General features: G+C 58.9%; 11 protein-coding genes. 5 read left to right on the forward strand and 6 right to left on the reverse strand.

Going from position 1 to position 15,645, the window contains the following annotated elements; genetic code table 11:
• Window positions 1-57 precede the first annotated feature (57 nt).
• Both DU29_RS0112085 and DU29_RS0112090 read left to right on the forward strand, forming a co-directional pair.
• Complete coding sequence (locus DU29_RS0112085) at window positions 58-639, forward strand: PilZ domain-containing protein (protein WP_028621943.1); 582 nt, start codon at window positions 58-60, stop codon at window positions 637-639.
• Window positions 640-654: 15 nt separating this feature from the next.
• The gene (locus DU29_RS0112090; protein WP_028621944.1) at window positions 655-1,377 is read left to right on the forward strand and encodes a glycerophosphodiester phosphodiesterase; all 723 of its coding nucleotides are present in this window, start codon (window positions 655-657) and stop codon (window positions 1,375-1,377) included.
• Window positions 1,378-1,419: 42 nt separating this feature from the next.
• Here DU29_RS0112090 and sthA read toward each other — a convergent pair whose 3' ends face one another.
• The 3 genes from sthA to DU29_RS0112105 all read right to left on the reverse strand — a co-directional run bounded on the left by sthA (window position 1,420) and on the right by DU29_RS0112105 (window position 5,557).
• Window positions 1,420-2,814 (reverse strand): Si-specific NAD(P)(+) transhydrogenase, encoded by a 1,395-nt coding sequence (gene sthA / locus DU29_RS0112095; RefSeq protein WP_028621945.1) that lies wholly within the window; start codon window positions 2,812-2,814, stop codon window positions 1,420-1,422.
• A gap of 186 nt (window positions 2,815-3,000) precedes the next feature.
• Window positions 3,001-3,999: an FAD:protein FMN transferase gene (locus DU29_RS0112100; protein WP_028621946.1), complete on the reverse strand. Its 999-nt coding sequence runs from the start codon at window positions 3,997-3,999 to the stop codon at window positions 3,001-3,003.
• Window positions 4,000-4,108: 109 nt separating this feature from the next.
• Window positions 4,109-5,557 (reverse strand): glyceraldehyde-3-phosphate dehydrogenase, encoded by a 1,449-nt coding sequence (locus DU29_RS0112105; protein WP_028621947.1) that lies wholly within the window; start codon window positions 5,555-5,557, stop codon window positions 4,109-4,111.
• A 379-nt stretch (window positions 5,558-5,936) separates the two neighbouring features.
• Between DU29_RS0112105 and mfd the strand changes: the two genes are divergently transcribed.
• The 3 genes from mfd to DU29_RS0112120 are packed head-to-tail and all read left to right on the forward strand — an operon-like array spanning window position 5,937 to window position 12,677.
• Window positions 5,937-9,386 carry a transcription-repair coupling factor gene (gene mfd, locus DU29_RS0112110; RefSeq protein ID WP_028621948.1) on the forward strand — a complete coding sequence of 1,150 codons (3,450 nt, stop codon included), beginning with the start codon at window positions 5,937-5,939 and terminating at the stop codon, window positions 9,384-9,386.
• A gap of 10 nt (window positions 9,387-9,396) precedes the next feature.
• Window positions 9,397-9,963: a CsiV family protein gene (locus tag DU29_RS0112115; RefSeq protein WP_028621949.1), complete on the forward strand. Its 567-nt coding sequence runs from the start codon at window positions 9,397-9,399 to the stop codon at window positions 9,961-9,963.
• An 11-nt stretch (window positions 9,964-9,974) separates the two neighbouring features.
• Complete coding sequence (locus DU29_RS0112120; RefSeq protein WP_028621950.1) at window positions 9,975-12,677, forward strand: DEAD/DEAH box helicase; 2,703 nt, start codon at window positions 9,975-9,977, stop codon at window positions 12,675-12,677.
• Window positions 12,678-12,819: 142 nt separating this feature from the next.
• Here DU29_RS0112120 and DU29_RS0112125 read toward each other — a convergent pair whose 3' ends face one another.
• From DU29_RS0112125 to DU29_RS0112135, 3 genes are all read right to left on the reverse strand, one after another.
• On the reverse strand, window positions 12,820-13,557 hold the full coding sequence (locus DU29_RS0112125; protein ID WP_028621951.1) for an S-methyl-5'-thioinosine phosphorylase: 738 nt from the start codon (window positions 13,555-13,557) through the stop codon (window positions 12,820-12,822).
• Between the two features lie 12 nt (window positions 13,558-13,569).
• Window positions 13,570-14,568, reverse strand: coding sequence for a beta-N-acetylhexosaminidase (gene nagZ, locus DU29_RS0112130; RefSeq protein WP_177326955.1), 999 nt, complete (start codon window positions 14,566-14,568; stop codon window positions 13,570-13,572).
• Window positions 14,569-14,738: 170 nt separating this feature from the next.
• Window positions 14,739-15,446: a TetR/AcrR family transcriptional regulator gene (locus DU29_RS0112135; RefSeq protein ID WP_028621953.1), complete on the reverse strand. Its 708-nt coding sequence runs from the start codon at window positions 15,444-15,446 to the stop codon at window positions 14,739-14,741.
• Window positions 15,447-15,645: the final 199 nt, after the last annotated feature.

Raw genomic sequence — 15,645 nt, forward strand, 5'->3', positions numbered from 1 at the left:
GGCGGGGGTCGGTAACCAGCTTTACACTCAGACCACCGCCGCTACCATGGGTTCGCCATGTCGACATTAGATGAAGAAGATCGCCGCGAATACTACCGTATCGAGGATTCGATCGCACTGGAAATTCGGCCCCTGTCCGCTCCCGAAGCTGCAGACCAGGATGTGTTGCAGGATGCATCACCGCTCTTCAACCTGCTCAGTGAATTGCATCTGAGTGAATTTGAGTCGCAACACCTGCTGCGTCAGATCAGTGAGCGCGATCGCAACATCGCCGCTTTCCTGAAATCGCAGAACAAACGCATCGACCTGCTCAGCCAGGTCATCGCGCTCACCGTGCTCGGCCAGATCGGCGAGCCGCAACCGGTGATCATTTCCGAAGGCGGCGTCGAATTTCAGTACCCGACGCCGATTGCTACGGGCGCGCACCTCTCGGTGAAACTGGTGTTGATGCCGCAAGCGCTCGGCCTGTTGCTACGTGCACGTGTTACCCATTGCGATGCGAAGGGCGACGGTTATGACGTGGGCACCGAGTTCCAGCGCCCCACCGATGCCCAGCGGCAGTTGCTCGCCCGTTATATTTTGCAGAAGCAGGCCCAGGAAAGACGTCTGGCCCGCGAACAAAACGAATCCGGCATTTAAATTAAGGAAGATCCCGTGACCCTCATCTATGGCCATCGCGGCGCCAAGGGCGAAGCACCGGAAAATACCCTGACCAGCTTTCAGGAGTGCCTCAAGCACGGCGTGCGCCGTTGCGAACTGGACCTGCACCTGTCCAAGGATAACGAGTTGATGGTCATTCATGACCCGACGCTCAAGCGCACCACCGAACGCCGTGGCAAGGTCGTCGAACACACCGCAAAAGACCTGGTGACCTACGACGCACGCAAAGGTGGCCCGGGCTGGATCAAACCGTGCCCGATTCCGACGCTGGAAGAGTTGTTCGAAAAATGCGACTTCGAGCACTGGCAACTGGAAGTCAAAAGCGCTTCACGCACCCGCGCCGCGACCACCGTGCTGGCGATTCGTGAAATGGCCCAACGCTTTGGAATGCTCGACAAGATCACCATCACCTCGAGTTCACGGGAGGTGTTGAAGGCGGCACTGGACCTTGTGCCGGACGTGTCGCGCGGATTGGTGGCCGAGTACGCCTGGCTCGACCCCTTGAAAGTCGCGCAAAGCTATGGCTGTGAAATTCTTGCGTTGAACTGGACGCTGTGTACGCCGGAACGCCTGCAGAAGGCGCAGCGTCAGGGGCTGCATGTATCGGTGTGGACAGTCAACGAGCCCGCGCTAATGCGTAGACTCGCCGACTTCGGCGTTGACAGCCTGATTACAGACTTTCCCGGTTTGGCCAGCGCCACGCTCGAGAATTGCTGAAATCGGTCTCCCCGGCCGGCTCAGGCCACCGGCCGGAGCCGCTCAAAAAAGCCGGTTGAGGCCATCGTACGCCGCTACCCGATAGGCTTCGGCCATGGTCGGGTAGTTGAACGTCGTGTTGACGAAATACTTCAGCGTGTTCAATTCACCCGGCTGGTTCATGATCGCCTGACCGATGTGCACGATCTCCGACGCCTGATAACCGAAGCAGTGCACGCCAAGCACTTCCAGCGTTTCGCGGTGGAAGAGGATCTTCAGCATGCCCTGTGGCTCGCCGGCAATCTGTGCACGCGCCATGCTCTTGAAGAACGCCTTGCCGACTTCGTAAGGCACTTTGGCCTGAGTCAATTCCTGCTCGTTCTTGCCGATCGAGCTGATTTCCGGAATCGTGTAAATGCCGGTCGGCACATCATTCACGAAACGCCAGCTGTTGTTATCGACAATGCTGCCCGCTGCAGAACGACCCTGGTCGTGGGCGGCGCTGGCCAGGCTCGGCCAGCCGATGACGTCACCGGCACCATAAATGTTCGGTACGCAGGTGCGGTAAGCCTCGTCGACTTCGATCTGGCCACGGCTGTTGACCTTGACGCCGATGTTTTCCAGACCTAGTTGATCCGTGTTGCCGGTACGACCGTTGCACCAGAGCAAGGCGTCGGCCTTGATCTTCTTGCCGGACTTGAGGTGCAGGATCACGCCGTTGTCCACGCCTTCAACACGGTCGTAGTCTTCGTTATGGCGGACCGTAATGTTGTTGTTGCTGAAGTGATAACTCAACGCCTGGGAAATTTCCGAGTCGAGGAAGCTCAGCAGCTGACCGCGGTTGTCGACCAATTCAACCAGTACGCCCAGACCACTGAAGATCGACGCGTACTCGCAACCAATCACGCCAGCGCCGTAGACAATCAGTTTGCGCGGGGTGTGACCGAGGCTGAGGATGGTGTCGCTATCGTAGATACGCGGGTGGTGGAAATCGATGTCGGCCGGACGATACGGGCGCGAACCGGTAGCAATGATGATGTGCTTGGCCACAAGCTTTTCGACAACACCGTTGGCGCAGACCACTTCGATGGTTTGCTCGTCGGCAAAACTGCCGGTACCGAAAAACACGTCGACGCGGTTACGGGCGTAGTAGCCGGTGCGCGACGAGACTTGTTTGGAGATGACTTTTTCAGCGCTTTTCAGCACGTCCGGAAACGAGAACCAGCGCGGCTCACCAATCGCCCGAAACATCGGGTTAGTGTTGAACTGCATGATCTGCCGGACCGAGTGACGCAGTGCCTTGGACGGGATGGTGCCCAGGTGGGTGCAGTTGCCGCCGACCTGGCGACGGCTGTCGACCATCGCCACCTTGCGCCCTGCTTTGGCGGCGTTCATTGCCGCGCCTTCTCCGGCGGGGCCGGAACCCAACACCACCACGTCGTAGTTGTAGACAGCCATGCGTACTCCTCAGAACAGGCCGCGGCGCCCTCGGCACCTGCGGCTAAATCACGCCGATCTGCGGCGTGAAGGAACAATTTGGGGTCAGTGCAGAACCCGGACACAGTCTATAGAAGCGTCAACGCCGGGCACATTAACCCTTGGTCGCGTCGTAGGCTACTTTTGCCTGCGCTACAACGCCAGTTTTCAATGCTCGGCTTGCTGCTTTCCCCCGCCCGCCAGGCGCTCGAACGCCGTGTTTGCGCGAGTGTTGAAGCCTGTATCGGCACGCATCACAAAAAATGCACCGATGTCATGACGTTGGGCATAGTCCCACGCCCGTTCCGGCCCCAGAATAAACAGCAGGGTGGATAGTCCATCGGCCATCAGCGCTGAAGGATGAATGACCGTGACCGACGCCAGTGTGTGCAGGACCGGCGCGCCGGTGCGCGCATCAATGGTGTGGGAATAACGCCTTCCGTCCTGCATGAAATAGTGACGGTAATCGCCGGACGTGGAAACGGCGTAACCGTCGACGCCGATAATGCGATGAGCCACTTGTTGATCGTCCCGAGGTTCCTCCAAGGCAATCTTCCAGGCTGAACCGTCGAGCTTTTTGCCCGCAGCCTTGAGTTCGCCGGTCACTTCAGCAAGGTAGTTGTGAATGCCCAGCGCTGCGAGTCTTGCGGCAACGGTGTCGACGGCATAACCGGCGGCAATACTGTTGAAATCGACTTCAACGGCGGCGTCTTTGCATAACCGGTCTTCATCGATTCGCAAGTGCCGGTAATCGACACGCTGCCGCACTTCGGCCAGTGCTCTCGAATCCGGAACCTGTTCGCCGCGCGACTGCGGACCAAACCCCCAAAGGTCGAGTAGCGGCTCCACGGTCAGGTCAAACGAGCCTTCGCTCTGTTCTGACAGAAATTGACCGACGCGGATTAATTCGAGCACCGGCGCGGGCATTTTTTGACAGCGGTTCGCAGGCAACGCGTTAAACCGTGCGATGTCCGAGTCGCTGCGGTAAGTGGACATTTGCCGCTCGACGTCGGCAAGGATCTGCTCGACCTCGCGCTGGATATCTTTGGCAGCGGGAAGATCGGCGTGGCGCAAGTATTTGATGGAATAAGTGCTGCCCATGGTCGGGCCGCTGAAGTTTTCCATGGAGTCGCCATTGCCGCAGCCGGACAGTGCAGCGCACAGCATCGGGAAAACAATCGTCCGCCGAATCAAAAATGCATTCTCCTTAAAACGCCACTGACCCAAACAAAAACGCCCCGACCTAAGTCGGGGCGCTCTCATTTACTATTAAAGCTTAGCGCGGGAATGCAGGCGGATTTACATCGGCCATGTCTTCCATCACGCGAACTACCTGGCAGCTGTAGCCGAATTCGTTGTCGTACCAAACGTACAGAACAACGCGGTTATCCTGGCAGATGGTTGCTTCGGCATCGACAACACCGGCGTGACGCGAGCCAACGAAGTCGGTAGAAACCACTTCCTGCGAATTGACGTAGTCGATTTGCTTATGCAGATCGGAGTGCAGCGCCATGTAGCGCAGGTACTCGTTCATCTCTTCACGGGTGGCGGCTTTCTCAAGGTTCAGGTTGAGAATGGCCATCGACACGTTCGGCGTCGGAACGCGAATCGCGTTACCGGTCAGCTTGCCGGCCAGTTCAGGCAATGCCTTGGCAGCAGCGGTGGCAGCACCGGTTTCGGTGATGACCATGTTCAGCGCGGCGCTACGGCCACGGCGATCGCCCTTGTGGAAGTTGTCGATCAGGTTCTGGTCGTTGGTGTACGAGTGAACCGTCTCAACGTGACCGTTGACGATGCCGAACTTGTCGTTGACAGCCTTCAGAACCGGCACGATGGCGTTGGTGGTGCAGGACGCCGCGGAAACGATCTTGTCGTCAGCAGTGATTTCGCCGTGGTTGATACCGTGAACGATGTTCTTCAGCTTGCCTTTGCCAGGCGCAGTCAGGACAACGCGATCAATGCCCGGGCAGGCCAGGTGCTGGCCCAGACCGTCGGCATCACGCCATACACCGGTGTTGTCCACCAGCAGCGCATCTTTGATGCCGTACTGGGTGTAGTCCACTTCGGTAGGATTTTTCGCGTAGATAACCTGGATCAGGTTACCGTTGGCGGTGATGGTGTTGTTGGCTTCGTCGATGGTGATGGTGCCATCGAACGGGCCATGCACCGAGTCACGGCGCAGCAGGCTTGCGCGCTTGACCAGATCGTTTTCGGCACCCTTGCGCACGACAATGGCGCGCAGACGCAGGCCGTCGCCGCCACCGGTTTTCTCGATCAGGATACGTGCCAGCAGACGGCCGATACGACCGAAACCGTAGAGGACAACGTCGGTGCCCTTGCGAGCGTTGACGTTTTGCTGGCCAACGACGTCAGCCAGTTCTTCACGAACGAACTGCTCGGCGTTACGGCCATTGGCTTCGGCCTTGAACTTGACGGCCAGCTTGCCCAGGTCTACCGAAGCAGCGCCGAGCTTGAGTTCGCTCATGGCCTTCAGCAGCGGAAATGTTTCGTGGACGGACAATTCGCTGTCATCGGACTGGCGGTGACGAGCAAAGCGGTGAGCTTTGAGAATCGCAATGACTGAACGGTTGATCAGGCTGCGGCCATAGATCGAGCTCACCACGTTGTTATTGCGGTAGAGCTGACCGATAAGCGGAATCATCGCTTCTGCGAGTGCTTCACGGTCGATCCATTCACCAAGACACTGGTCGGGCTTCTGAGTCACGGGAACCTTCCACTATGTAGGGGCAGAAAAAAGGGGCTACATTATGCCGCCGAGTGTTCCTCGTAGCAATGCGCACCTGTCGCGCGAACGGTAACATTTTCCTGTTCAAAAAATTTACGCTTCGCTCCAGCCCAGTAAACCCGGGGGCTGCGGGATAGTCAATTTTTTGAACAACACACCACAGTGTCCGTAACCCTCCGTAACACATGGTGGTTTTGCCACTACATATTCATCATTTTTGAACAAAAAACCGCGGGATTTTGTCTTTACCACTACATTTCACCCGACGTGCGTATTAGACACAGTCTGCAACTGACAGGCGGCACCCGGGGCCGTTACAATTACCGACTTTGTCGCAACGCTTGGAGCTCAACCTTCCGTGCCCGTTCTGCGTCTACCGCTACTCCCTGCTGCGGCAGGTAAACAGCATTGGGGCAACCTGCCCGGTGCCGCCTTGAGCCTGGCCATCGCCGAGGCAGCCAGTGCTGCCAAGCGCTTTACCCTGCTGCTGACCGCTGACAGCCAGAGCGCCGAGCGACTCGAGCAGGAGCTGGGTTTCTTCGCCCCGGATTTGCCGGTGCTGCATTTCCCGGACTGGGAAACCCTGCCCTACGACCTGTTCTCGCCACATCAGGACATCATTTCCCAGCGCATCGCAGCCTTATACAGATTGCCGGAGCTGAGCCATGGCGTGCTGGTGGTGCCGATCACCACCGCCTTGCACAGACTGGCGCCGACCAAATTCCTTCTCGGCAGCAGTCTGGTGCTGGATATCGGGCAGAAGCTCGACGTCGAACAAATGCGCACCCGACTTGAAGCCAGCGGTTACCGTTATGTCGACACGGTGTACGAACACGGCGAATTTACCGTGCGCGGCTCGCTGATCGACCTGTTCCCGATGGGCAGCAAACTGCCCTACCGCATCGATTTGTTCGACGACGAAATCGAAACGCTGCGCACATTCGATCCGGAAAACCAGCGGTCCATCGAAAAAGTGGAGACCGTTCGGCTGTTGCCGGCGCGTGAGTTTCCGCTGCAGAAGGATGCGGTTACGCGCTTCAAGGCGCGCTTCCGCGAACGCTTCGATGTCGACTTTCGGCGCTGCCCGATCTTCCAGGACCTGAGCAGCGGGATTACCCCCGCCGGCATCGAGTATTACCTGCCGCTGTTCTTCGATGAAACGTCGACGCTGTTCGATTACCTTCCACAGGACACGCAAGTGTTCTCGCTGCCAGGCATCGAACAAGCGGCGGAAAATTTCTGGAACGACGTGCGCAACCGTTACGAAGAGCGACGCGTCGACCCCGCACGTCCTTTATTGCCACCCGCCGAGCTGTTCCTGCCGGTGGAAGACTGTTTTGCCCGTCTGAAAAACTGGCCGCGCGTGGTCGCCAGCCAGCAGGACGTGGAAACTGGCGTCGGTCGTGAACGTTTTCCGGCTCGCGCTTTACCGGACCTGGCCATCGAAGCCAAGGCGACCCAGCCATTGGCGGCGCTGGCCGGTTTCCTCGATGAGTTCCCCGGCCGCGTGCTGTTCACCGCCGAGTCCGCGGGCCGTCGAGAAGTGCTGCTGGAGTTGCTCGAACGCCTGAAACTACGACCGAAGACTGTCGACAGCTGGCCGGATTTCGTCACCAGCGAAGAGCGCCTGGCGATTACCATCGCACCGCTTGACGAAGGATTGGTCCTGGACGATCCAGCCCTGGCGCTGATTGCCGAGAGCCCGTTGTTCGGGCAGCGCGTGATGCAGCGCCGTCGCCGCGAAAAACGCACCGACGCCAATAATGATGCCGTGATCAAAAACCTCACCGAGCTGCGCGAAGGCGCGCCGGTGGTGCACATCGATCATGGCGTAGGCCGTTATCTCGGGCTGACCATCCTGGAAATCGATAACCAGGCCGCGGAATTCCTGACCCTCGAATACGCCGAAAACGCCAAGCTTTACGTGCCGGTGGCCAACCTGCACCTGATCGCCCGCTACACCGGCAGCGACGACGCCTTGGCCCCATTGCACCGCCTTGGTTCCGAAACCTGGCAAAAAGCCAAGCGCAAAGCGGCTGAGCAAGTGCGCGATGTCGCCGCCGAATTGCTCGACATCTATGCGCGCCGCGCCGCTCGCGAAGGTTACGCCTTCGCCGATCCGAAAGCCGATTACGCGACGTTCAGCGCCGGCTTCCCGTTCGAAGAAACTCCGGACCAGCAAACCACCATCGAAGCCGTGCGTGCCGACATGCTCGCGCCCAAACCAATGGATCGACTGGTCTGCGGCGACGTTGGTTTCGGCAAGACCGAAGTGGCCATGCGCGCAGCATTCATTGCCGTGCACGGTGGCCGCCAGGTGGCGATTCTGGTGCCGACCACCCTCCTCGCCCAACAACATTACAACAGCTTCCGCGACCGCTTCGCCGACTGGCCTGTGACCGTGGAAGTGATGAGCCGTTTCAAGTCGACCAAAGAAGTGAATGCCGCCGTCGCCAACCTCGCCGAGGGCAAGATCGACATCGTCATCGGCACGCACAAGTTGCTGCAGGACGACGTCAAGATCAAAAACCTCGGGCTGGTCATCATCGACGAAGAGCACCGCTTCGGCGTCCGACAGAAAGAACAACTGAAAGCCCTGCGCAGCGAAGTCGACATCCTGACCCTGACCGCCACGCCGATTCCGCGCACGCTGAACATGGCAGTGTCGGGCATGCGTGACCTGTCGATCATCGCCACACCGCCGGCGCGTCGTCTGTCGGTGCGGACCTTCGTCATGGAGCAGAACAAAAGTACGGTCAAGGAAGCGCTGTTGCGTGAGTTGTTGCGCGGCGGGCAGGTCTACTACCTGCACAACGACGTGAAGACTATCGAGAAATGCGCCGCCGACCTCGCTGAACTGGTACCGGAAGCGCGGATCGGCATCGGCCACGGGCAGATGCGTGAACGCGATCTCGAACAGGTGATGAGCGACTTCTACCACAAGCGCTTCAACGTGCTGATCGCCTCGACCATCATCGAGACCGGCATCGACGTGCCGAGCGCCAACACCATCATCATCGAGCGCGCCGACAAATTCGGTCTGGCGCAGCTGCACCAGTTGCGTGGCCGGGTCGGTCGCAGCCACCACCAGGCCTATGCGTACCTGTTGACGCCGCCGCGCCAGCAGATCACTGCCGATGCGGAAAAGCGTCTGGAAGCGATTGCCAATACTCAGGACCTCGGCGCGGGCTTCGTGCTCGCCACCAACGACCTGGAAATCCGTGGCGCCGGCGAGTTGCTGGGCGACGGCCAGAGCGGGCAGATTCAAGCTGTCGGTTTCACGCTGTACATGGAAATGCTCGAGCGTGCGGTGAAGTCGATCCGCAAAGGCGAGCAGCCTAACCTCGATCAACCATTGGGTGGCGGACCGGAAGTCAATCTGCGCGTTCCGGCATTGATCCCTGAAGATTATTTGCCGGATGTGCATGCACGCCTGATTCTGTACAAACGCATTGCCTCGGCCACGGACGAGGAAGGTCTCAAGGACCTGCAGGTCGAGATGATCGACCGTTTCGGCCTGCTGCCCGAGCCGACCAAAAACCTGATGCGGATTACTGCGCTGAAGCTGCAGGCCGAAATACTGGGCATCAAGAAAGTCGACGGAGGCCCGCAAGGTGGCCGAATCGAGTTCGCCGCGCAGACGCCGGTGGACCCGCTGACCCTGATCAAACTCATCCAGAGCCAGCCGAAGCGTTACAAATTCGAAGGCGCGACGATGTTTAAATTCCAGGTGCCGATGGAACGCTCGGAAGAGCGCTTTAATACTGTAGAGGCGCTGTTCGAGCGCCTCATTCCGAAAACTGCTTGAAGGACGCCGCATGCGCCTGTTTCACACGCTGACGTTGCTGATGACCCTGGTCACCCCTGCGGCATTTGCCGACGATCTGTACCAGGTTGAAATGATTCTGGTCCGCCAGAATGCGGTACCGGCCATTGTCAGCCGAGCCGCACCCGAAGACTGGGCTGCCGGCGCACAACGCCTCAGCGCAGACAGCGTGCGTACGCCGAGCCTCAACCCGGAAGTTGAAAAGCTGACGGCCAGCAGTGAATACACGGTATTGCTGCATAAAGCCTGGCAGCAGAATCTCGGCGAAGAAGTCAGCAAGGTCGCGATCAGTGAAGGCGCCGAGCAGTTCGGCCAATTCCCGATCGAGGGCACGCTGAGTTTGAAGCTGGGACGCTTCACCGACGTCGATGCGGATTTCTGGGTCAATCAAATCGATGCCAATGGCATGGTCACCGCCAGCGAACGCTTGAAGCAGGAAAGCCACACCAAGAATGGCCAGCTTAATTTTCTCGACAATGGTCACTTGGGTCTGCTGATCAAGATCACATCGCTGACCGCACCGGCACCTCGCCCAGCCCCCGAAGAAATTCCGGACTGATTGAAGTCCCTATGCCTGCGACCCTGAGCAAACCCCTCGCACCTTCCTGGGTCAGCCGATTCAAGGAACAGAGTCTGGAGCGCGGCCGCCGCTACGCGCTGGAGAATCGCGTCAGAATTGTCGAGGTTGCAGACGCCACGATTACGGCGGCTTGCGAAGGCTCCGGCGGTAACGTTTACCGTCAGACCATTCGCCTGCGCGAGTCAGCCAAAGCCACCCTGCTGATGGTCGATGCAACCTGCACCTGTCCGGTCCGCAGCAACTGCAAGCATTGTGCGGCCGTACTGCTGAAAGTTCAGGAAACCCTGGCTTATCCTGCCGCCGCACAGGACGCCGAACTGCTGGAAAAACTCCAGGCCGTTCTGGAAAACCGCGGGCCGAAAGCGCCGCCTCAGGTGCTGGTTGAAAACGTCCAGCCGATACCGCGCCTGTGGCTGGCGAGTATCGCGTTCAGCGCCTTTGAGCCGCGCAACGGCAAGATGCAACGCTACATCCAGCATCGTGCGGCGCTGTCCTTCAGCTATCTGGATGAGTACGTCAGCGGACAGAAAAACACTGACGTGCTGATTCGCCAGGAAACCCAGACGCTGCGGATAAAACGTCATCCGGAAGTCGAACAGGCTTACAGGGAACAGTTAAGAATCCTCGGCTTCAAGATCGCCACCCGGCAAAGCAAGGCCTTGCCGGAAAGCGCGGGCGAACTCTATGAGATGGTCAATGACAGCGCCTGGCTAACCTTTACCCTCAATGAACTGCCGAAGCTGCGCGCCCAGAATTGGGAGCTGCAGATTGATGAGGATTTCGGTTTCGACCTGACCGCCGTTGACGATTGGTACGCCACCGTAGAACAGGTACCGGAACGTGACTGGTTTGATCTGGAACTGGGGATCATCGTCAACGGCGAGCGCCTCAGCCTGCTGCCGATCCTGCTCAACCTGATGCGCTCCCACACCGAAATCCTCAACCCTGAACGCCTCGCCCGACGCCGCGACGACGAGCTGATTCTGGTGAACATCCCCAATCGCCCGAACTCTGAGCACGGCCCGCTGCAAGTCGCCCTGCCCCTCGGTCGCCTGAAGCCGGTACTTGCGACCCTCGGTGAGTTTTATCTGCAAGACCCCGGCGAGACGACGCTGCGCCTGAGCAAGGCTGATGCCATTCGCTTGAACCCGCTGGAAGACATGCCGCTGCTTTGGGAAGGTGGTGAGCAGATCCGCACCTTCGCCCAGCGCCTGCGGGACATTCGCGATTACACGGCGGTCGCCCCCGAAGGTTTGAACGCGACTTTGCGCCCGTATCAGCTGGAGGGGTTGAGCTGGATGCAGTCACTGCGGCAACTGGAGGTCGGCGGCATTCTCGCGGATGACATGGGCTTGGGAAAAACCCTGCAAACCCTGGCGCACATTCTCATCGAGAAAGACGCTGGACGCCTGGACCGGCCGTGCATGGTGGTGATGCCCACCAGTCTGATCCCCAATTGGCTGGACGAAGCGGCACACTTCACGCCGCAGCTTAAGGTGCTTGCGCTGTATGGCGCCGGGCGCAAAAAGCACTTCGAGCACCTCGCAGACTACGACCTGATCCTGACCACCTATGCGCTGCTGCCCAAAGACGTCGAGCGACTGGCCGCGCAGCCATTGCATGTACTGGTTCTGGACGAAGCGCAGTACATCAAGAATCCGAACAGCAAAGCCGCCCAGGCTGCCCGCGAACTTAACGCGCGCCAACGTTTGTGCCTCAGCGGCACGCCGCTGGAAAATCACTTGGGCGAACTGTGGTCGCTGTTTCACTTTCTGTTGCCGGGCTGGCTCGGCGACGTCAAAAGTTTCAACCGCGATTACCGCGTACCCATTGAAAAGCGCGGCAGCGAAGTCAGACTTCAACACCTCAACGGTCGGATAAAACCGTTTTTGTTGCGCAGGACCAAAGAGCAAGTGGCCACCGAGCTGCCGCCGAAAACCGAGATCATCCATTGGGTGGAACTCAACGAAGCCCAACGCGATGTGTATGAAACCATGCGATTGGCAATGGACAAGAAAGTCCGCGACGAAATCACCCGCAAAGGCGTGGCCCGCAGTCAGATCATCATTCTCGAAGCATTACTGAAATTGCGCCAGGTGTGCTGCGATTTACGCTTGGTCAACGATGCTGCACTGCCACCCAAGGGCAGCACCTCGGGCAAGCTTGATAGCCTGATGGAAATGCTTGAGGAGTTGTTCGAGGAAGGTCGCCGGGTTCTGCTGTTTTCGCAGTTCACTTCAATGTTGTCGCTGATCGAGATCGAATTGACCAAACGCGGGGTGGCCTACGCGATTTTGACGGGACAGACCCGTGACCGACGCACGCCGGTGAAAGAATTCCAGAGCGGCAAGCGTCAGATCTTTCTGATCAGCTTGAAGGCTGGCGGTGTCGGTTTGAACCTGACCGAGGCAGACACGGTGATTCACTACGACCCGTGGTGGAACCCGGCGACTGAAAACCAGGCCACTGACCGCGCCTATCGCATCGGGCAGGAGAAACCGGTGTTTGTGTACAAGCTGATTGCTCGCGGCACGGTGGAAGAGAAGATTCAGCATCTGCAGAAGGAAAAATCCGACTTGGCAGCGGGCGTGCTGGATGGACGCTCGGCTGGAGACTGGAAGTTGCAGAGTGATGATATTGAAGCGTTGTTCGCGCCGTTGCCGGACAAGCTGGAGAAGCTGGAGAAGCGCTGAGGTCTTCAGCGCCGGGTAGACCGCCTTCGCGGGCAAGCCCGCTCCCACCCTTGATTTCCTGTGTTCATACATTTGTGTACAGCACAGGCCAAATGTGGGAGCGGGCTTGCTCGCGAAGGCGTCAACCCGATGAAAGTGAGGCTCAGCCCTTAAGCACCCGCGCCAATGTCGACTTCACCTTGCCCATTCCCTCAAGCAACGCCTGCTCGATCTCGGCCATGGTGATCACAGCCGTGGTCTTGCCCGCCGCCGGGTTCACCACCAGCGCGAGACAGGCGTAATCCAGTTCCAGCTCGCGGGCCAGTGCCGCTTCCGGCATGCCGGTCATGCCGACGATATCGCAGCCATCACGTTCCAGTTTCGCGATTTCAGCTACGGTTTCCAGACGCGGACCTTGGGTGCAGGCGTACACGCCCTGATCGCTGTAAGCGACGCCCTCAGCCGCCAGCGCCGCAATCAACTGCTGGCGCAGCGGTTCGCTGTAAGGAAAACTGAAATCGATGTGCGTGACGTGTTCCAGGTCGCTGGCGAAATAGGTGTGTTCACGACCACTTGTGTAATCGATCAACTGATGCGGGACGCAGAAATGTCCGGTGCCCATCGCCGAGTGAATGCCGCCAACGGCATTGACTGCCAGAATGGCTTGCGCACCCGCTTGCTTCAACGCCCAGAGATTGGCGCGATAATTCACCTGATGCGGTGGAAAGCGGTGCGGATGGCCGTGGCGTGCCAGGAACAGCACTTCCTTGCCGGCGTATTCCCCGATCTGCACATCGGCAGAAGGCGCGCCGTAAGGAGTATCAACCGCCAGTGACTGGCGAATGCTCAGGCCTTCGAGTTGAGTCAGGCCGGTGCCACCGATAATCGCGTAAACCGTCATAACGTAAAGTCCTTATTCAATCAGTTGGGCGTCTTTGAGCGCACCGATGGCCGTCAGCCAACGTGGGTCCTGACGGTATTCAGTGCCGGCATACGACTGCCCGCGCATTCGCGCAATGCGTTCGGAAGGTCGGACTTTCAGACGCTGCGCCGCGCTCAAGGCGAGCTCGGCTGCCGCGCGATCGTTACACACCAGCCCCATGTCACAGCCGGCCGTCAGTGCGGCTTCGATACGGCTGGCAGCATCGCCGACCACGTGGGCGCCGGCCATGGACAAATCGTCGCTGAAGATAACCCCGTCGAACTGCAATTCGCCGCGCAGGATGTCCTGCAACCAGCGCCGGGAGAAACCGGCGGGCTGTGAATCGACTTGCGGGTAAATAACGTGAGCAGGCATGACCGCGGCCAATTGCTTGCTCAATTTCGCGAAGGGAACCAGGTCGTTGGCGCGAATCTCGTCGAGACTGCGTTCGTCGTTGGGGATCGCCACGTGCGAATCTGCTTCGGCCCAACCGTGCCCCGGAAAGTGTTTGCCGGTGGCGGCCATGCCAGCACCGTACATCCCGCGGATAAACGCACCCGCCAGCAGCGCGGCGCGTTGCGGGTCGCCTTCGAACGAGCGGGTGCCGACTACGGCACTGCGCTGGTAATCGAGGTCCAGCACCGGCGCGAAGCTCAGGTCGAGGCCAACGGCCAATACCTCGGTTGCCATGATCCAGCCGCATTGCTCGGCCAAATATTCAGCGTTCGGGTTGTCAGCGATGGCGCGCATGGCCGGCAGGCGAACGAAGCCTTGCCGCAGACGCTGAACCCGACCGCCCTCCTGGTCCACCGCCAGCAACAGATCCGGGCGAATGGCGCGGATGGCGGCACTCAGTTCACGAACCTGACGCGGGTGCTCGATGTTGCGGGCAAAGATGATCAGGCCGCCGACTTCAGGCTGGCGCAATAATTGGCGATCTTCGGCCGTCAGCCAGGTACCGGCGACGTCCACCATCAACGAGCCTTGCAGGCCAGCAGTCATAAGAATTCCTTGAAAACAAAAAGACCGGTTCGCACGCTTGCTCCGCCATGGGTTGTACCCGGCAGGTCGGCAATATCAGTGGGAAGCGGGTTCAGAACGAGAGTCGGCATGGGCGGCTAGCTTAACGGATGTCAGCTGCTGCGCCCACCCGTGCGCAGTCAAACCTTGGCGGCAATCGGTGTCGATTTGCTACGTGGTCGAAGTTGCGCGGTGGCCATCGCCGTGTCGGTCACGCCGGTTTCGGCACGCATGCCGGCAGCCAGGAATGGCACCATCAGACGCATGACTTGTTCAATGGACGTGTTGACGCCGAAATCAGTCTCGGCAATGGCCCGCAGTGCTTTGATGCCCGACATGCTGAACGCGGCGGCTCCAAGCATGAAGTGCACGCGCCAGAACAGCTCGATAGGCGGGATACGCGGGGCAGCCTCATTGACAAGCATCATGTAACGGCGGAACACCTTGCCATACATGTCTTCGAGATAACGGCGCAGGTGACCCTGACTCTGACTGAAAGCGAGTCCGAGCAAACGCATGAAAATAGACAGGTCGTTGCCGCTGCGTGGCTGCACCACGAGCGCTTGCTCGACGAGGATTTCAAGCAGCTCTTCGAGGGACGGTTTGTTTTCGGGTTTGGACTGACGGCGCTCAAGCTCTTTATCGAGACTCAGACAGAACGGCCCCAGGAAACGCGAGAAGACCGCTTGGATCAAAGCCTTCTTCGAGCCGAAGTGATAATTCACCGCAGCCAGATTGACCCCAGCTTTGCTGGTGATCAGACGCAAAGAGGTTTCAGCGAATCCTTTTTCCGCGAACAGCTGTTCTGCAGCATCGAGAATGCGTTCAACGGTTTCCGACTGGGCCATGGCTACTCCGCCTGACAAACACTTGTTTGAAACATACGTTTTCAGCCCAGCCCTTGTCAAGCCTGCCGGTCCGTTTTGGGAATGGTCGGTCAGCTATTTAACCACACAACTCGACGTTGTTAATCAGCCGCTGGATTGACCGTCCGGCGCCGAATGAAAAAAGGGGCATTGCCAAGAGCTTTCTACTGTATATAATCCC

It is taken from the genome of Pseudomonas sp. Ant30-3, from assembly GCF_000690905.1.
Lineage (GTDB): Bacteria > Pseudomonadota > Gammaproteobacteria > Pseudomonadales > Pseudomonadaceae > Aquipseudomonas.